The 19612-nt window shown below is 56.5% G+C and carries 10 protein-coding genes; all 10 read right to left on the reverse strand.

Annotation, left to right across the window (positions count from 1 at the left end; translation table 11 throughout):
* Positions 1-410 precede the first annotated feature (410 nt).
* The 10 genes from CBW46_RS02785 to CBW46_RS02830 all read right to left on the reverse strand — a co-directional run bounded on the left by CBW46_RS02785 (position 411) and on the right by CBW46_RS02830 (position 19531).
* Entirely contained in the window at positions 411-3929 is a 3519-nt protein-coding gene (locus CBW46_RS02785) for an AAA family ATPase (RefSeq protein ID WP_165842177.1), read from the reverse strand.
* A gap of 276 nt (positions 3930-4205) precedes the next feature.
* Positions 4206-5375, reverse strand: coding sequence for a metallophosphoesterase family protein (locus CBW46_RS02790; protein WP_089198478.1), 1170 nt, complete (start codon positions 5373-5375; stop codon positions 4206-4208).
* 38 nt (positions 5376-5413) lie between these two features.
* A complete protein-coding gene (addA, locus tag CBW46_RS02795) occupies positions 5414-9529 on the reverse strand; it encodes a helicase-exonuclease AddAB subunit AddA (RefSeq protein ID WP_089198479.1) in 4116 nt (1371 codons plus the stop codon).
* Positions 9510-13412, reverse strand: a complete 3903-nt coding sequence (gene addB, locus CBW46_RS02800) for a helicase-exonuclease AddAB subunit AddB (RefSeq protein WP_089198480.1) — start codon at positions 13410-13412, stop codon at positions 9510-9512. Before addB ends, addA begins: the two co-directional genes overlap by 20 nt.
* A gap of 287 nt (positions 13413-13699) precedes the next feature.
* Positions 13700-14293: a nitroreductase family protein gene (locus CBW46_RS02805; protein WP_089198481.1), complete on the reverse strand. Its 594-nt coding sequence runs from the start codon at positions 14291-14293 to the stop codon at positions 13700-13702.
* A 321-nt stretch (positions 14294-14614) separates the two neighbouring features.
* Positions 14615-16045, reverse strand: coding sequence for a class I SAM-dependent rRNA methyltransferase (locus CBW46_RS02810; protein WP_089198482.1), 1431 nt, complete (start codon positions 16043-16045; stop codon positions 14615-14617).
* 71 nt (positions 16046-16116) lie between these two features.
* Positions 16117-16818, reverse strand: a complete 702-nt coding sequence (gene deoC, locus CBW46_RS02815; RefSeq protein WP_089198483.1) for a deoxyribose-phosphate aldolase — start codon at positions 16816-16818, stop codon at positions 16117-16119.
* Positions 16819-17247 (reverse strand): NUDIX hydrolase, encoded by a 429-nt coding sequence (locus CBW46_RS02820; protein ID WP_089198484.1) that lies wholly within the window; start codon positions 17245-17247, stop codon positions 16819-16821.
* A gap of 118 nt (positions 17248-17365) precedes the next feature.
* The gene (mtaB, locus tag CBW46_RS02825) at positions 17366-18712 is read right to left on the reverse strand and encodes a tRNA (N(6)-L-threonylcarbamoyladenosine(37)-C(2))-methylthiotransferase MtaB (protein WP_089198485.1); all 1347 of its coding nucleotides are present in this window, start codon (positions 18710-18712) and stop codon (positions 17366-17368) included.
* Between the two features lie 6 nt (positions 18713-18718).
* On the reverse strand, positions 18719-19531 hold the full coding sequence (locus CBW46_RS02830) for a 16S rRNA (uracil(1498)-N(3))-methyltransferase (RefSeq protein WP_089198486.1): 813 nt from the start codon (positions 19529-19531) through the stop codon (positions 18719-18721).
* Positions 19532-19612 lie beyond the last annotated feature (81 nt).

Consider the following 19612-nt stretch of genomic DNA (forward strand, 5'->3'; position numbering starts at 1 on the left):
TCCGACAGTATGCCAACGCTAGCCTGCGAGAGTTCCCGCCTCACAGTGCCGCGATTGGCCGGCCAAACCGTTTGCCATCTGGGACATATTACCCGCCCCGTCCATGTCTATACACAGCAGGCACGGATTATTACTGAACCTTAGGCAGCGAAGTAGGTGCCAGGCAGCCGATTCCGACCACCTCCATGCAGCACGCCCGTGACATCGCAGCAGGCAAATGGATGTATGGTTGAATCAGATCGCGCGCAATGCAACGTGTGCTGGACAGTGGTGTGCGTTGCAGGTTTCACGCGCTGCGAAAAGGCGTGCCTCGCAGCTTACGGGCTTGAACAGGCGTGCCTCGCGGCTTACGGAGTGGAACAGGCGAGCGCTGCAGCTCACACGGGCTGCCAGAGGCCTGCGTTGTGCAATCACAATGTTTCGAGCGAAAGTGTGCTGCCGCGACCGCCAGGCTCAGGCGGCTGCACTACCAATCTGCGTGGAAGGCGCGCGCGCAGCTCCGGCACATGGCTGATGACGCCCACGGTGAGCTTGTCCAAATGCAGCTTCTCCAACGCCACGATTACGGTCTCCAGCAGATCCTGATCCAACGTGCCGAATCCCTCGTCCAAAAAGAAAAATTCAAGCGGATACTGCCCCTTCAGCTGAATTTGCGCAGATAAGGCGAGCGCAAGTGAAAGTGAAGTGAGAAACGTTTCCCCGCCGGACAATGATGCCACGGGCCTTTTAACACCACCATTGGCATCGTCCCGCACAATAAAACCACCCGTTGAGTCGACCTCGATAGCATATTTTTGCCGGGTGAGCTGTCCGAGCCGCTCCGACGCTGCCCGGCTCACCTGGTTCAATTGTTCCTCGGCAAGGAATTCCACGAATGCATTCCCCCTGAGCACCGACTGCAGCTTGCTGAGCAGCGTTAGCTCCGCCTGCTTAGCGGTTCGTTTGGACTCGAGCTCGCTCCACCGCGCATGCTTGGCTTGCAGCGACTCCCAGTCCCGCTCCGCCTTGGCCTGGGTTTGCAGAGCGATTTCGTCCTGCCGCTTGCATTCAGCAAGGTCCGCTTCCAGCGCCGTCCATTCTTCCTCAGTGACGGACCGGCTGGCCAAGTGCTCAGTCAGCTGCCGCTCTTCGGATTGCAGCTGATGCTCTGTCCTGCCGTACTCTTCAACTTCCGCCACAGCGGCGGCTTTCTGTTCGTCATCGAGAATGGCGGCTTGCACCTCTTCGGGCTTTGCGAAGCCGAGCAAAGCAGCATGCTCCAACCATTCCGACTCGGCTGTTTGCGCCTGCTCCGCCGCGTCATCAACCGCCCTGGCTGCCGCAGCATCCGCTTGGGCTGCTGCATGCATTGTAATCTGCGCAGCTTCCAGCTCTTGTTTCGCTTGATCAGCCGTGATTTTGAGCCCGTCGAGCCGGCGTTTGGCCGCTCCCAGCTGTTCTTGCACAGACTGGTCGCCAGCCCACTCATTCAAACGCGCGGCTTTTTCCGTCACCTGCTGCTGCAGGTTTTTGAGCTCCGTTTCAAGCTGCACGGAAGTCCGGTCCAACGCGCTTGATTGCTCCTGCAAGCCCGCTATCAAGCTCTGCTTGTCATCCAGATAGGTGACACTCTTTTCGAGACGCTGTCGCAGCTCCTCTGTCTTTTTCTCCTGCAACCGGACCTGCTCGACCGCAGCTTCCACCGTATCAAAAGAAAGCCCGTCGAAGCGGCCGTTCCAGTCTGTAATTTGTTCCGCCAACGATTCGGCGCTGCGCGCCGCCCGTGATTGGGCCGTCTCGATCAACGTGCTTAATGTTCGCCGTTGTGCTTGTTTTTCCGCTGACAGACGTTCGATGGCACTTCGCTCCTGAAGAAGCAGCTGCAGCTGCTGCTGCAGCTGCTGTATTTGTGCCTGCGCTTGCTGTAAACCATGTGCCGCTTCTGCAAGCATCTGCTCGAGCTGCTGTTCCGTCTCCGCCAAATCAGCCGCGGACTCCGGGAGCAGTTCCTGGAGCGGCCTCTCCGGAGCATCCGCTTGCCGCGCGGGCTGCAGGTGCGCGTTCACGCCTTGGTGGGTTGTGACCGTTACCTGCTCCCATTCCTGCAGTGCCGCCGCGACCTCGGCCAAATGTTCGTTAGCCAGCAGCTGCGGCAGTAATGGCTGGCACTGCTGTACCGCGCCGCTCAGCGTAACAAGCAGCTGGCTAGCAGAGAGCAGCTTCTGACCGGCCGTCGTCTGCATTCGCTCCAACCGGGAAGTGTCTGCAGCTGCCGGTACTGCGCCCACCGGCGCCTCTGGCACTGCAAACGGCTGCGGGTGCTGTGTGGCGCCGCACACAAGACAGGCCTCCCCGCTCACCAGATGAGCAGCCAATTCCGCCGCCATCGTATGAAGTTCGGCGTCCTTGCTATGCTGCTTTCTCTGAGCAATCGCCAGCGACACCATATGTAAAATGTGCTGCAGCATGCCTTCGCTGCGCACCGCAGCCTGATGCACGGCAGATGCCGCCTGCAGCCACTCGCCCAGCCCAGCCGCCCACTGCCGTTCCTGCTGCCGCGCGGCTTCGACGTCGAAGTTCAGCGTATCCAGTTCTTGCTGCAGCCGCTGCAGTTCCGTCTGCTGCTCCGCCAGCTGGCGGCGGAGCTGCTCGATTGCGCGCTTTTCCTGCAGCGCCTCGTGCAGCCGTTCCCTTGCCTCGCTGCGTACCTCCGTCCGCTGCAGCTCCTCCTTCAGCTCCGCCTGCAGCTGCAGCGCCTTATCGCGCAGACCACGCTCGAGCAGCTGCCGCTCCCGCGCGGCCTGCAGCGCGCTCGCTGCCTGCGCCTCCCGCGCTGCCAGCTCGCCGAGCTGCTCCCGCTGCTGCGCCAGCTCGTCCGCGAGCGCCAGCGCCTGCTGCAGCTTGTCGAGCCGCAGCAGCAGCGGCGCCTCCTGCGCCGCCAGCGCATCGCGGGCGGCCGCGTGCGCGGCGCTCGCCCGCTCGAGCGCGGCTTGCGCTTGCGAGCGCGCATCGGCGGCGCCTGCGGCGGCGTCGCGCTCGCGCGTGAGCCTCGCGGCGGCTAGCCCTCGGCGCCGCGCGTACGGGTGCGCGCGCTCCGCGTGCGCGGCCCGCGTGAGCCGCGCCTTCAGCGCGTGCACGTGCGGCGCGCGAGCGGCGTGCTCCGCGAGGTGGCGCTGCACGCGAGCGAGAGCCTGCTGCAGCTCGCGCACACGGCGCAGCTCGGCTGCGCGGGCCTCACGCGCGATGAGCTGCTCGCGCAGCTGCTGCGCAGCTCGAGCCGCGGCGCGCAGCGCCTCGGCGGCGGCGTCGAGCGCCTGCTGCGAAGCATCGCCCAGGCCCTGCTGCTCTGCGGCCAGCTCCTTGATCGCAGCATCAGTCGCCTTGAAGCGCGCTGCCGTTTTGGCGCTCAACTGATCGCCGTATGGCTCCAAATGAAACAGACGCTGCAGCATCTGTCGGCGCTCGCTTCCTTTTAACGCCAGAAATTCAGCGAATTTGCCCTGTGGCAGCACTACAGCTCGGGTAAAGTCCTGCATCGACAAACCCAGAATATCATGCACCCTCTGGTTGACTTCACCTGCCTTGTCCGCGAGAACAATGGTTTCACCGTCCTGATAACGGATGAGCCGGCTCACCGTGTTATTCACCGACACCTCTCCGCCACGTTTGAATTGACGGTCCACACGGTAACGCACAGCACCTTCCGCCTGCCCCAACTCAAATGTAAAAGACACGGATAACGTCTGCTCCGCATGGTTCATGATGCCCTGCGTGCCGTTTGCAGCCCGTTCCACCTTACCGAAGAGCGCCAAAGTCATCGCATCCAAAATTGAAGATTTCCCGCTGCCGGTCGGCCCAAAGATCCCGAAAACGCCGGCGTCGCATAATGCTGTGAAATCAATTTCCTGTGGTGCGCGGTAGCTCTGCAGTCCGGCAATGTTTAAGTACATCGGTCTCATCCGATCAGTCCTTTCTTGTTCATCGCATGCTGCATCGTCCGACGATCACAATGTTGTGCCAACGCTGGCACATATTGTGCCAAACCTTGCGGCTTTGTCTGGCACGCAATTACGGTGACACCAGCCGTTAGCCCAGAGTGTCCCGCGACTGTAACTCTCCTGGTTAAACTCCCAACGAGCGCTTATATGCCTTCATCCTGACCAGCTCAGCTTATGTATCGTCGAAGCATCCCACTCAACACCGAGCGCCAGATGAGTGCACACCGATCAGACATGGGATGTCTCCAGCTCCAGCAGCTCCATAAATAATTGTACGAGCTCCGTCTCCGGTTCCGCTCCTCCTGTCTGACGCGCGTAATAACGGCGGAACAGCTCATCCATCGGCATGCTGCGCATGGATGCTTCCGCAGCTGCCGCAGCCTCCATTTCCGGGTAGATCGGACGTATATTCACTATGCCGTCATGCGCCTTACGAAGCGTGTGAATTTGCTCCATTGACATCGATTCCGTCATATGGATCTCCAAATCTATCCAGGCGTTTTTATCCCTGCCCTCGTCCAGCCATAGATGTACTCGAGACAGCCCATCGGCTGCTTTCCAACGGGTCAGCGGTCTGCCGCTGGTCAAGAATACCTCCTCCAGCTGGGCGTCGGCACCGGGTTGAACATCAATCACCGTCACAGACTTTGCCTGCCCCGCTTCGGAAAAGCTGTAAGCCAGCGGTGATCCGCTGTAACGCATAAGCGACGCGGCCTTTATATTCTGCGGCCTGTGTAAATGTCCCAGCGCCACATACTGCGCGCCCATAGCTAGCGCCGAAGTATCTACCGTGTAAGCGCCACCCACCTGGATTGGCCGCTCAGACTCGCTTTCTGCGCCGCCGAGCACGTAAATGTGACTCATGATCAAGTTCACCGTATCCGGGCCAAAATGCCGGGCCTGCTGACTGACAATATATTTGACTTTCTCCGAGTACGCTGCGCGCAGCGTTTCCTCCTGAGCATCATCGGATAGCAATTCTTTTAACCGTGATTCCGACGGATACGGCAGAGCGAACAAACGGGCTTGTTCCCCTGTCCGTGCGATATGAATGAGCTCGCTATCATCTTCCGGCAGCCCCTTCAGCATGACGCCCAGCTTCTGCGCCAATGGTGCAGCGGCGGCTAGACGGTCCGGGTGATCATGGTTGCCCGCTATGACCGCCACTGGGCGAGATCCGTTGTCCGCCAAGTGAGACAGTGCATCGTAGAATAATTGCTCAGCCGCCGCAGGGGGATTGACCGAATCGTACACATCTCCTGCCACGAGCACCAAATCGATTTGCTGATCGCGGACGAGATGCGTGAGCTCTTCCACAAACGCCTCCTGCTCGGCCAATCGGCTTCTGCCTTCCAGCGTGCGGCCGAAATGCCAATCAGCGGTGTGTAATATACGCATGAGATTCACTTCCTTTCATTAGCAATTCTTTCCTCTACTTACAGCTCCAACACATGCGCACCGTCAAACAAAAACAAATATTTGCCTACTATCGGTCGCTTCCAGATGTGCTCCACCGCACGAGCGTACAAATCAAGCTGCAGCCGGTATTTCTCCCGAATCGCTGCGAGAGCTGCGGCGCCCCCACCCCGCAGATGATCGGTTTTATAATCCAGGAGCACCATACCCTGTTCTTCCTCAAAAATACAGTCGATTACGCCCTGCAGCAAAATGGTTTCATCAGAGGTCATTGGATCCGTATCATTGTAAACTTCATGTGCAGGCAGCCCATAGCTGAAGGGCATCTCCCGATAGACCTGTGGAGAACGAAGCAGCCGCCGGCCCAGATCAGTTTGGAAAAAGGTGACAATAACATCCGGGTCCACGACTTCGCTCTGTGCCTGCGTGAGAAGCTCGCGATGCACCATATCCGCCAAAGTCTCCCGTACGTTTTCCGCAGACGGTGCGCGGTTCATCTGCATATGCTGCATGACGGAATGGAACACCGTCCCGCGTTCAGCGGCATTCAGCTTGGACTGTTCCATAAAACGCGGACGCCGGGCAATAGCTGGCCGAAACTCACTGCCTGTCCCATCAGTAGGGTGAGGCGCGTCAGATAGCTGTTCAAGCAGCTTGTGATGCTCCGATAACCTCTTCAGCTCGGTCACCGATGTTTTGGAAAGGAGGGTGGAAGCCTGCGCGCCGGGGTAACGCCAAGAAAGCTTGTTCCACGTTTGCGTCTCCCAGTACCGTCCATTGTCCACAGGTGCGAGACTGAATACGGCATTTTGCTGCTCCGTGTCAATCTCGCTGGCTGCCGCCACCTGCGCCATACCTGCGAATACTTCGGGCCGTGCCAACCTCACTTCCCAGCGAGACTTCTCTCCAGAGAGCACATCCGGGACCCGTCGAGGTGCGCCCGCCAGCTCCCTCAGCATTTCTGCATCGGGATGGCGCAGCAGGGCCGGACCTATCCAGTCGATATAACTGCGGGCCTTTGCCAACGCCTCGTCTGGCAGCAGCCTAGCCTCATGCTCGAGATAACGCGACCAGCTGTGCAGCAGCTTGTCTACTTCCTTGACTGTCGCAAGCAGATACAGTTTTTCTCTCGCTCGTGTTAGCGCCACATACAATACACGCATTTCCTCGGCCAGCATCTCCATCCGGGCCTTTCTTCTAATCACCAGCCACGGCAGTGTGGGATAACTGATTCTCGCTTCCATGTCTATAAATTTCGGACCGAAGCCTAAATCCTTATGCACCATAAATGTTTCTGTCAAATCCCTTTGGTTAAAACGCTTCGCTAGCCCGGCTGCGAACACAACCGGAAATTCCAGACCCTTGCTTTTGTGTATGGACATGATGCGCACCACATCTTCCTGCTCACCCAGCGCGCGGGCGGTCCCGAGGTCGCCTCCGCTATCCTTCATCCGCTCCACAAACCGGAGAAAGCGGAACAGCCCCCTGAAAGACGTTGCTTCATACTGGCGGGCGCGGTCGTACAACGCGCGTAAATTCGCTTGTCGCTGCTGGCCGCCGGGCAACCCGCCCACAAAATCGTAAAAGCCCGTAACCCGGTAGATGTTCCAAATCAGATCGGCAAGCGCGCCCTGCTGAGCCTCTTGACGCCAAGCGTGCAGCTGCCGAAGAAAACGCTGCAGCTTATTACTTAGCATGAGATCCGCAGAATTGCCGCTGTCAGACGCTGTGCCGCTCGCCTTGGAATCATCTGTACGCTCAAGCCAAGCAGGCAGAAGCAAGCCCGAAGCATGATGGGAAGTCCGCCAGGCGTCCTGCGTGAAAGCTGCCAAACCTTGCGTTCCGCTGGACCGCAACTCTTCGGATACATCTTCTACCGTCTGCGTTCCGTCGGGGCGCGAGGGTTCGGATGCAGCCTCAGCCCCCTGTGCGCGAGAGGACCGCGATTCCTCGGCGAAGTGTGCGGCGTCCGTCTCAGCCGCACGAGCGTACGCACACACTGCGTCATAGAAAGTGCCGTGACCGCCGGCAATACGGATTTGCGCCAGCTCCTCCGTAGAGAGCTGCACGATAGGAGAACGCAGTACAGAGGCGAGTGGAATATCCTGAAACGGGTTGTCAATGATTTGCAGCAATGACAGCAGCACTTCCACCTCGGTCGCTGAGAAATAGCCCGTGCTCAGCTCAGCGTAAGCAGGAATGCCCTGCGCGCGCAGTTCCTCAATCAGCACCGGCGACCACTGCTGCGTGGCACGCAAAAGAATGACCATGTCACGATACGTAATATCTCGCTGTCCGCCCGACGTTTTATCGTATACCTGAAAGACAGGCCCTCCGTCCCGACCGAGCAGCTTACCGATTTGCGCAGCAATCATGCGCGCCTCCAGCTGTGCCGTCTCCAATTCTATTGCTTCATTCACCGGATCGCTGCCTCCCGGCTGCCCAGTGTCTTCACTGTCGGTGCCGCTCTCGCTGTACTCTAGGACTTGTTTGCCGTCTCGGGCGGGGTCCGCATCCGTACGGTCTATGAGAAGCAGCTCAACCGAGTCCGTGCCGTTGGCGGTAGCGTCCCATGCCGGATAACATTTAGCACCGTATGCGAGCTTCGCCCGCTCATCATATTCAATCTCGGCCACGGTTTCACCCATCAGCTGATGGAAAATGTAGTTCACGCCGTCAACTACTGACGTCCGGCTGCGGAAATTTTGCGCCAGGTCTATCCGCTGGCCCGGGATGGAACCCTCGCTCAGGTAGCTTCTGTACTTTTCCATAAACAAACCCGGCTCCGCCAATCGAAACCTATAAATACTTTGCTTCACGTCCCCTACCATGAACCGGTTGCCGGGCGCCTCACGGGCGATCAGCGCCACGATCGCTTCCTGAACCCGATTCGTATCCTGATACTCATCAAGCAGTACTTCAACGTAGTGCTCCCGATATTGCACCGCCACCGGTGAACGCCTGATATCACCAGTCTGCTCGTCCTGCTCCGACAGTATTTGCAAACAGAAATGCTCCAGATCACTGAAGTCGACGATACCTTTAGATTTTTTCGCTTCTTGATATCGTCTGCCGAATTCAATGACCAGCTCGACCAAGGACTGCATCAGAGGGGCGAGCACCCGCAATTCCTCATCGTATTGTTCAGGCGAGCGCGCAAACAATTCCTCGGCCACTGCGTTAAGCTGGTCTTTAGCGCTGTTCCGCAACTCCTTGACTTGCTCCTGCAGCGCTTTATCATATTGGTCGCCTTTGCAGGCTTTTAATTTACCGAAGGACACGCCCCGGAAGGCGTCATACAGGCGCCCCCACGAATGTCGGGCTGCTTCTTGCAGGTCAGCAACAGCCGCCAGATCCTCGCGCAGATTGTATAAATACGGCTCCGGTCCCGACGGGAGTTCAGCGATAGCCACCGCTTCCTTCAATGCTGCAGCGATGGCTTGCAGTTCCAGCTGCACCGATGCCACAAGGCTGGGCAGCCACGGATTGTCGCTTTGAGGCTGGCGGTCGAACATCGCTGCCGTCTGCCTAAGCCACGCCGCCGGCTGAGGATGGCTGCGCGAATCGTCATACAGCCGCTGTACCAGCCGATACAGGGCGTCGTCGCTTTTCTCCCCGCCGAACCACTCTACCAGGCGCCAAAAATCACTATCCTCTGACGCTTCGCCGTATTGTTCCTCGAACAGCTCTTCAATCAGATCCTGGCGCATCAGCTCGCTCTCCGTTTCATTGGCTATGCGAAAGCCGGGGTCCAAGCCGATACGCTGGTAATGGGTTTGGATGACCTCCAGGCAGAAGGAGTGCAGCGTCGTGATGGAAGCTCGTCCGATGAGTGCAAGCTGTCTGCGAAGGTGATCTGAGTCAGGATTTCGCTCCAATGCTTTCTCCAATGCCTCGCTTATCCGGTGCCGCATTTCTGCAGCAGCGGCATTCGTGAACGTAGCGACCAGCAGCCGGTCAACGTCAACCGGCTGCTGCTCATCGGAGATCCGCCGGATAATTCGTTCGACTAACACCGCCGTTTTGCCCGAGCCGGCTGCGGCCGCCACCAGCATATCATGGCCGTTGATGGCAATAGCGTCCCATTGATGATCAGTCCATGTGGTTCCCTCCGGCTTAGCTATCTTCTTGATCATCCTTTGTACCCCCTGCCTCCAAGTTCGTCTGCTTCTCCTCATCCTCGGACAGGACCGCGTTTGGCGCCCCGTCTGGCGAGTTGTTGCCGGTCGAGTCCGCCCGTTCTATCGCTGTGATGCCAGAAGCCGTGTCTGCTGCCGTGCCTTCCGGCAGGGCGTCTTCTTTCGACGTCGGGAGAACCTGCATTTCCGCCATCTTATTCATCTGCATGTCCATTGTGATCTGCGATGGCTCCCGCCCGGCTGCAACCTCCATAGCCGCCGCCCGGCGGATCCAGCCGCCTCGCTTCGGCGAACGCAGCGGCATGCCCGGCTCGAATTCATCCGATGCCACTCGTTCCTTGATCAGTTCAAGTGCACGATCCTTGCCCATCGGCTTGAGCACTTTAAACTCATTGGCTTCGAATTGCGTATCGAATTGACATACCGATTTGTACGCACAAAACGTGCAAGCCGCTTCCGTCCCCATGCGATACGGTTCGATCTCCACATGACCACCGGTCATGGACGAACCTATGCCTTTGATTGTACGCCGTACATAATCGCGCAGTATATCCCACTGTCCGTCATCGGCTACCGATGAGTTCTTATAAAAGCTTCCGTCGGCCTTCATCGCGACCGGAATGAACTGTGAATGCCCGCTGGCATCGCCAAGCGCGCCATCCATCAAGCGCGCGGTCTCCGCATCGGCACGAACCAATCCGCGCATTTTAAACTTTTTACGCAGCTCCGCGTCCGCCTGCTCGGCACTAATGCGGTTCTTCAGCTGCAGCAGCGGATTGTGGACATGGAAATACAGAACTCCCGCAGGCTGTGCCTCCGTGCCAAGCCACGCTTTGGAGTGAGTCAGAATTACATCCAAGTACGTCAACATCTGCAGCGACAGGCCGTAGAACACTTCCGCCAAATGCAGCGCCGTGGCGCTGGATTTATAGTCGATGACGCGTAAAAGCGTCCCCTGCTCCGTATCCGCGCGGTCAACCCGGTCAATCCGGCCACGCACATCCAGCCGCACTCCGTTATCCAGCCAATAGGACAGAGGGGGAATCGGCTGTCCGGCGCCGAACCCGATCTCCAGGCCAATAGGTTCAAATTGACCGCGCCGGGCATGCTCCCCCAGTATCATAGCCGCCCGACCGATAACCTGCTTTAGCTTTCGCGCTATGTAATGGTGGCGCTTCGAGCTAAACAATATTTCGCTCTGCAGCCGAGGCGCCAACCGGTCGACCACTTGGCCAGCAATGGTCAGGCACTCCTCAGCCGTCAGACGGGCCCACTGTCCTGGCTGGACGGATACCTCACTTGCGAACATGCTCAAAGCGGCGTGAAACAGCTGTCCGATATCCGGCGCTTCCAAGCGGTAAATACGACGCTCCTTGAGCCGCAGGCCGTGGGAAACAAACTGTGAAAAGGGGCAGGCCACAAATCGCTCCATCCGTGAGACGCTCGTCAGCACATGCTCGCCATACAGACGGCGGCTTGTCTCCAAACTAAGCGGTACGGCCTCATTTGTGTATCTGAGCGACCGCATCAATGCTTCCAGCCTTTTACCCCAGCCCGGCTGACGCACAAACCAATTGTACGCGGCCCACCAGACGTCGGAGATGGGCTCACCCTTGAGCCATTGCTTCAGCTGTACGAGCAACAGCGACATGGTTTTGGCCGGATGCTCTACATAATCCAATTGCTCGCTGAGACTCATTGCCGCTGTCGGTTCAGAAAGCAGCAGCCGTTCCTTGACAAAAGGAAACATGCGCTTCATGTGCCGTATTACTTCGGATGGAAGCAGCGACTTCCCCTCCTCATCCGCAAGAGGGTAGCTCAACCAAAGACACACCGAAGGAGTGCAGAACGCGTTGTAAACCAAGAACACCTCGTCCAGCAGCCTCCTGCGGCTTCCTTCAGCCATAGGCATTCCACGGTCTGTCAGTACGTCCCTCTCCCGCTCCGACAGAACACTGTCCTCCTTCAATCTCGCAGGAATCACGCCCTCGTTCACACCCAGCACAAACACATGCTTCACGCTGCCGGTCCGTGTGCGGTCCATACTGCCGATGAGCACTTGATCCAGCGAAGGCGGCACCAATCCGAGCCGGATGCTTTCCATCCCGGCTTCCATCAGCCCGGCAAACGTCTCGGATGACACATCTTCTTCCCCCATAAGGTCGACCAGCTGATCCAACATATCCATAAGACGGTCCCAAACCTGGGCGTGCTCCCTCGCTTTTTCTGGATTTCCTGCTTGAATCGCTTGCTGGCTCAAGCCTTCGAGCCGCTCGGGTACGTTAAGATCGGTGAACAGTTGATAGATTGCTTCTACCCGTCCCTGCACGTGCTTTGCACACTTCATCCGGTTTTGGAAGGCCAACAGCGGCTCGACCACCCGCCTGCGGCAGGCATTGATTTTATGTAAGAACGCCTCTTCCGACTTGTTCATCTCGCTGTCAGGCTGCTCCAGGCTCGAGCGCAGCGAATATGTCCACGGCTCACCGTCATACCAACGCGCTCCGTGAATGCCAAATGCAAGCACGTAATTTTCAAGCCGGTCCATAGCATGACGATCCAGCCGGTCAGGGTTGTCGCCATCGTGCACGGGCAGAAAGAAATCTGTTTTCACACAGCGAAACACCGCGTCATACTTCCAATAATGAAGAATGACATCCAAGGCAGAACGGACGAATTCGACCAACGGGTGGTGCATGACACTTCTTTTCCGGTCGAAAAAGTGAGGGATGCCGAAATCCGCTAATGTGGCAGCCAACAGGTCTCCGTACCCCTCGGTGTTCCGCACGGAGATTGCAATATCACGGTACCGAACGCCGCCTTCACGGACGAGCTTTAAAATATCACGTGCCGCCCCCTCCACCTCGGCTCTTCGGTTTACTGCTGCTGACAGCCGAACGCCAGTTTCCGCCGACGAAGGATTGCCGTCTGGCTTGGCCGCAGCTGCCCCCCCGCCATACGGCTTTTTCAGCCGGTGCTCGAATGTTCCCTCCATATAAGCCAGCATCGGGCTGTTTTGAAATCTCACAGGAGGCTGCGAAGCCAAAATGATCGTCTTCTCAACCGGTATCTGCAGCTCGTCAAATCGTGCCCGAAGCTGAAGCATTGTCCGTGCCGGCAGATGAAACAAATCCAGTTCATGCAGTGTGTCCCCAGGCCGGTACTCTCTGTTCAGAGTGAGAGTCATCGTAAGATTGCTGCATGAGCCAGCCAGCACTTCGACGACTGCAAGCTCTTGAGGTGTAAACCCATGGAACCCATCGATCCAGCACTCCGCTCCGCGCACATAATTCGATTCCGGCAACTGCGCAGCCAATAGCGTGAGATAATCCTCGCCGTCTAAATAGGCTTTGGATAGCTCAGTTTCGAACGCACCGTACAACAGCTCAAGATCATGCAGCTTGTCCGACAATGACGTGGATGTCGGCCCTTCGAACAGCGTGTTGGCAGCAAAATCGGTGAGTCCGTCGGCAGTAATACAGTAGCGCTTAAATTCCGTGAACAACTCGGTGATTTTTTCGATAAACCCGATTTGTTCCGCAGACGTATGAAATACTTTCAGCCGATCGCGGTTCTTATGTAATATCTTGTAAAGCAGCAGCACTTTCCCGGTTGCATCGATCGGCAAACGGGCGGTGCCGCCTACCTCCTGCATAATACGCCATGCCAACCTGTGAAAGCTCAACACCTGTGCACGCAGCGTGCCACGAAGCTCCGGGGATGACACTAAGGCGTGCTCGGCTAGAGAGGTAGCCTGCTCAGGCACCAGCAAAATGAGCGGCCGTCCGATGGGGGCTTCGGTCAGCTTCTCTTTGATGTTCCGCAGACAATATTCGCTTTTGCCGCTGCCGGCTCTTCCCAATACAAATTTGATGGCCAAGTTGAGTTCCTCCCGCGCGTTGTGATCCAGCGAACCACAATCCGATTAAAAAAGATGGTTGTCACACTATTATAGCACATTGGAGGAACGTATGTTTGTTCCTTTACGCGTCACCGTAAAATCCATTGGTTTTGTTTGCACATCCGATTTGTCCTCCTTTGAGCTGCAGCTATATGGAAGACGGGGGCGGGATCATGTTTGTATCATCATCAGCAGCAGCATAACAAAGAGCCTGCGATGTCTCCCCAATAGGAGGACGCAGGCTCCGCATGCACCAGTGCGTATGATTATGTTGTCAACCATACGGTTTTGTCGGAAATGGGCTGCCGCCGGCCGGCGTGAGGCTCCGCCACGGGATAGCCGATGTAAACAAGGCCGACCAGATGTTCCGATTCAGTTAGACCAAACGCCCGCTTCATACGGGGATGATAAGCAGGCTCCCCTGTGCGCCATATGGCCCCTAAGCCCATGCTATGGGCGGCCAGAAGCATATTTTGCACCGCCGCATGTGCTGCCGCTAATTCCTCAATCTCTTTTACTTTCTCCGCCTTGGATGGAGATGCTGCCACAGCGATCACGAGGGGCGCGCGAAACGCTTTGCTCTCCTGCTTCTTGCGCAGCGTCTCCACCTCTTCAGCGGGCAAGCCCTGCGCCCCGGCCGCCGCAATGTCGGAGTAAGCGTCGGCCAGCACTTGACGCCCGGCACCCGTCATGACAAAGAACCGCCAAGGCTCGGTGCCATGGTGGCTTGGCGCCCAGGATGCCGCTTCCAGAAGCTTTTCTATCTGCTCCCGGCCGATTGGGTCCGACTTTACTTTCCCCACACTGCGTCTGCCGCGAATAGCCTCCCACACATTTATATCATTGAATTCCGGTTGCATTAACGGCCACCCACCTTCTGTCGCGTTTTTGTTCTGTCCATAATATTCCCACAACGGTGAGAATCATTATCAATAACATTATAAAATTCAAACGTCACTCATTTCAACCCTGAATGCGAAGCCTGCCCGGCCCCGAACAGCCAAGGGCTGCGAAATTCGCTATGGCAGCGAACGATAAAACACCATTTTTCCCGGCATGGCGCACATGGCCATCGAGCCTCCACACAGCGAAAGAGGGCGTCCACAGGATCTCCTCAGATCTTGGAACAACCTCTGCTAAATCAAGAAATATGACACACGACTGTGGCACGATGGCGCTGTTTACTTGCTGCGTACTTCAAAGACGGCAAACTTCAAGTAATGCCCTTCGTCCACACCCAATATCCGGGGATGATCCTTGCCGGCTCCGCGGAACTCAATCAGGCGCAGCGTTTTTTTAGCATCCATTGCCGCCGCATGAATGGTTTCCAAAAACACATCCGGTTTCATATGGTATGAGCAGCTCGCGGTCACAAGATAACCGCCCTCGTTGACCAGCTTCATTCCATGCAGATTGATATCTTTATAGCCGCGGCACGCGCCTTCCACCGCGCTTCTGGTTTTGGCGAATGCAGGCGGGTCGAGAATGACGACATCCCATGTCCGGCTTTTCGCCTGTATGGGCTTGGAAGTATCGATCTTTTTCACATCCGCCTGCGAACGCTCCTGCCGAACATCCAATGCTTTCACTTGTTCGCGCAAATATTCAAACGCATCGGCTACGACAAATTCCACGCGATCCTCGAAGCCGTTCAGCTTCACATTGGTGCGTGCACTTTCGATCGCATGCTCGGAGATATCGAGACACGTCACCTTCTTCGCACCATATTTGCATGCGTGCAATGTGAAACTGCCTGTATGCGAAAAGCATTCCAGCACGGTCGCACCGTCCCAATACGGGAATGTGACGATTTTTCCGTTGGCGTTGACGGGCACCCGGTACGTTTGCTCCTGGCCCTCCGGTACCGCGACCACCGCTCCAGTGGACGAATCGCTAGTGCCGGAGATTTGCTCTGTCAACTCGGCCACGGTTTGCAGCTCGATTCCGCTCCGTTTACCCCACCCGAGCATCAACGGCTCTATCGCCGCACGGTTTTCACGCTGATCGAAGAAATATCCGGTTTTTTGGCCTTCCGTGATGTCGATCTGCAGCCTCAAACCGTTCTCCACAATTTCCACGTGCCGCGCGCATTCTCCGTGAAGCACTCCCTTGCGCTGCTCCAGGCCTTCCAGCTCGCGCACCGCGACATCACTGCGCTCATAAATGCCTTTTGGCTCCATCACTTCGGCCAGTGCAGAAACTATCGCATCACGCACCCGGTCCATGCCGAACGTGAGCAGCTGCACCACAAGCACATCCTCGAAACGGTCAACAATCAATCCCGGCAGGAAGTCTGCTTCTCCATAGACGAGCCTGTATGAACGGGCGCCGGACAAAAAACGTTCACGGTGTTCCAAGCAGCGCCGAAATCGTTCGACGAAAAACTCATGTGTCATTTCCTGGATTGGCTCATAGGCCACTACCCTCACTGTGATCTGAGAGGCAGGATTCCAGTAACCTGTTGCAAGATACTGCCCCAGGTGGTTATACACAGGCACCAGTTGGCCTGCCACAAGCTCGCCCTCGGTGCGTTCAAGCTCCGATTTATAAATCCAGGGATGTCCCGCCTCCACCCTTTTTTTCCTCTTTTTGTTCAAATAGACTGCAGCCATGCGATGCCTCCTGTGTTGTGACAAAAATAACCCTCCCCACAGCATCTGCGAGGAAGGGTTAAGCTTTCTTTTTAATAAGACGCATTATCCTTGAGCCCGTTCATAAGCGCGACACCGGAGCTGGTTCCCAATCGGGTAGCCCCCGCCTGGATCATTTGCACCGCTGTCTCGAGATCGCGCACACCACCGGACGCTTTTACCCCGATGTCAGCAGACACGTTGGCCCGCATCAGACGGATATCTTCCACGTTTGCACCGCCCGGTCCAAAGCCTGTAGAGGTTTTAACGTAGTGTGCTCCAGCTTCCTCCGACAATCGGCAGGCGGCAATTTTCTGTTCTTCATTCAGAAAGCCCGTTTCAAAAATAACCTTAACGATCGCCTGGTCTTCCACCGCATCCACGACGGCTTTAATATCCTCACGGACAGCTGCATAGTTACCCTCTAGCAGGCGTCCGATCTGAAGCACCATATCGATTTCGTTCGCGCCCGCTTCAGCCGCTCTGGCAGCCTCATACGCTTTCACCTTAATATCAGTCGCGCCTAACGGAAAACCGCATACGGCGCTGATGCGCACTGGGGTGCCGGCAAGTGCTTCTTTGCAAAATGTGACCCACACTCCGTTGACACACACACTGTAAAATTTGTGCTGGATCGCCTCATCACACAGTTTCTGTATTGCTTGTGCGGTGGCGTCCGCTTTGAGCAGCGTGTGGTCAATATAAGACGGGATTTGCTTCAGATCCACTGAAATACCACTGTTGGTCTCACTCATTCAATTCACCTCGTACCCTAGAGATTGTAGTGCTGTTAGCAGCACCGTGTCGTTATTGCCATATCCGGCCTGCTTTTGCTGATGCCACGCCTCCAACGGGTCAAGCCATTCCACACCGCGGATCTCCTCGATCTGGGCTTGCAGCTGCCCACCTGTGGCTTCAACCAAAAAATAATATACCTCTTTGTCAATTGTACCGACGCCCGGTAATGCATACTGATAACTGATTTGCTTGAGCGGAGCCACTATGGTCCCCACGATACCCGTCTCCTCCAAGATCTCCCGTAACGCTGTCTCCTCAACGGTTTCTCCGGGCTCCATTTTTCCTTTGGGCAGCGTGATTTTACCGTAGCGGTCTTGGATCATCTGCACCTGCAGCGCATTCCCATGTTTGCGGAATACGACGCCGCCTGCGGAAATCTCCTTCATGCCGGCCACCCTCTCCTATGTAAAATCAGCGAACAACGATGGCTAACGTTTCCCCACGTGCCAGACAGAATAAGGACTTCACCTTGCCTAAGGGATGAAATCCTTGATCCCGCGATCGTTACACAATCACAGCCTTCGGTGTCGTTATCGCAGGCTCCCGTAAGAGATGGCCGCGGGACTCATTGACGCCGGCTTGCGTCACCTTGATCCGGCACACACTGCCAATCAGATCCTCGCCGCCCTTGAACACAAGCTGTAAGTAGTTGTCTGAGTAGCCCATCATAAGCCCTCTGTCCGGTTCTCCTTTATGAGCCCGCTCTGGAATCACCTCGAGCACCTGTCCCACGTACTTCTGCGCGTAGGTCAGCTGCATCCGCTCTGACAAATCGATCAACTCGTGTACGCGGCTATTTTTCACTTCCTCGTCCACTTGATCCTCCATTCGCGCGGCCGGTGTTCCGGTACGTTTGGAGTAAGGGAACACGTGCATTTCCGAGAACTGCATTTGCTCCATGAAGCGATAGCCGTTGCGGAACATTTCCTCCGTTTCACCAGGGAAACCAACGATGACGTCCGTTGTGATCGCGACGCCAGGCATGATCTTGTGGATCTGTTCGATCTTTCTGCCATAATCGGCGGTTGTATATTTACGGCGCATTCTCGCCAGCACACCGTCGTCACCGGCCTGCAGCGGAATATGCAGGTGGCGGCACATTTTATCAGATCCCTCCAGCGCCTCCAACACTTCCTCTGTAATTTGGCTCGCCTCGATAGAGCTTATCCGAACCCGTTTCAAACCGTCCACCTTATCCAAGTCCCAAAGCAGCTTTGCGAGGCTGTAGTTTTCCATATCTTCCCCGTAGCCGCCGGTGTGAATACCTGTCAGTACGATTTCCTGATAACCTGCGTCCACCAGCATCCGAGCTTGCTTAAGCACGCTTTGGGGCTCCCTGCTGCGCATCAAGCCGCGTGACCAGGGAATAATGCAAAAGGTGCAGAAGTTGTTGCAGCCCTCTTGGATTTTTAAAAATGCGCGTGTGCGGTCGGCAAAATCAGGCACGTCCAGTTCTTCGAACTGCCGGGTTTTCATAATATTGCGCACCGCGTTAATCGGCTGCCTCTCCTGCTGCAGCTGCTGAATGTAAGGAATGATTTTGTCCCGGTCCTGTGTGCCGATGACAAGATCAACGCCGGGGATCGCCAATATTTCGGCAGGCGAGGTTTGTGCATAGCAGCCGGTGACCGCAACAATCGCTTCAGGATTGCGGCGGACCGCACGGCGGATCATTTGCCGGCTTTTTTTATCGCCTGTGTTCGTTACCGTGCATGTATTAATGACGTACACGTCTGCAGTCGATTCAAAATCGACCTGCTCGAAGCCGTCGTGCTTGAACAGCTGCCAGATCGCTTCCGTGTCATAAAAATTTACTTTACAGCCTAATGTATGAAACGCTACTGTTGGCATCTTGTGTTATCCTCCCATCTCGCCGGATTCATACATAATACAAGTGAGACCGACCATCGCGGCCGTCTCCGTGCGTAATATTCGGCGACCTAAACTGACGGAACGGCATCCCGCCTCTTCCGCCTCCTCTATTTCGTGCTCGCTGAAGCCCCCTTCGGGTCCGACAATGAGCATCAGCGTGGCTTTTTGCTTACTGTGATCGCTTGCCGCCAGAGACTCCGCTACAACTGCGCCTGCCTTATCTTTCCTGTGCACGGACAAAGCAGCGCGAATTTGCTCTCTCAGCTCCAAGCCATTCTCCTTCTCATAGCAGATCCAGGCCGCATCCGCCTGTGACGACAGCTGCAGCAGCTGCTTCCATGTCAACGGTGCGTCTACCTCAGGAATCCGGTTTCGGTGGGCCTGCTCGGCCGCTTCCTTGGCGATTCTCTGCCATCGTTCGAGCCGTTTGACCTCTTTTTTAGCATCCAGCTGCACCACCGTTCTGTCAGATATGAATGGAACGAAGCGGGCGGCCCCGATCTCAGTGCCTTTTTGGATCACCAGCTCCATTTTATCGCCTTTGGGCAGGCTTTGCGCGATCCACACCTCGACAGCCGGCTCATGGTTCATCGCAAGCCTCTCAACGATATCCGCGCTAACCTTATCCTTCGCAAGCTCCGTAATCCGCACCAACGCCTCACGGCTCACGCCATCGCTGACAATCACTTCGTCCCCGGGCTTGGCCCGCATAACCCGAATCAGATGATGCGCATCCTCGCCGGCGATGACAACAGCGGAATCCGCAAAAAGTTCGGGCTCAATAAAGTAACGCTGCATGTGTCATCTACCTTCTGTTTTACCATATTATCAAAAATACCAGCCTACATCATACTATGAAATCCGCTAAAAAGCTATAAT

It is taken from the genome of Paenibacillus xerothermodurans, from assembly GCF_002220865.2.
GTDB classification, from domain to species: Bacteria; Bacillota; Bacilli; order Paenibacillales; family NBRC-103111; genus Paenibacillus_S; species Paenibacillus_S xerothermodurans.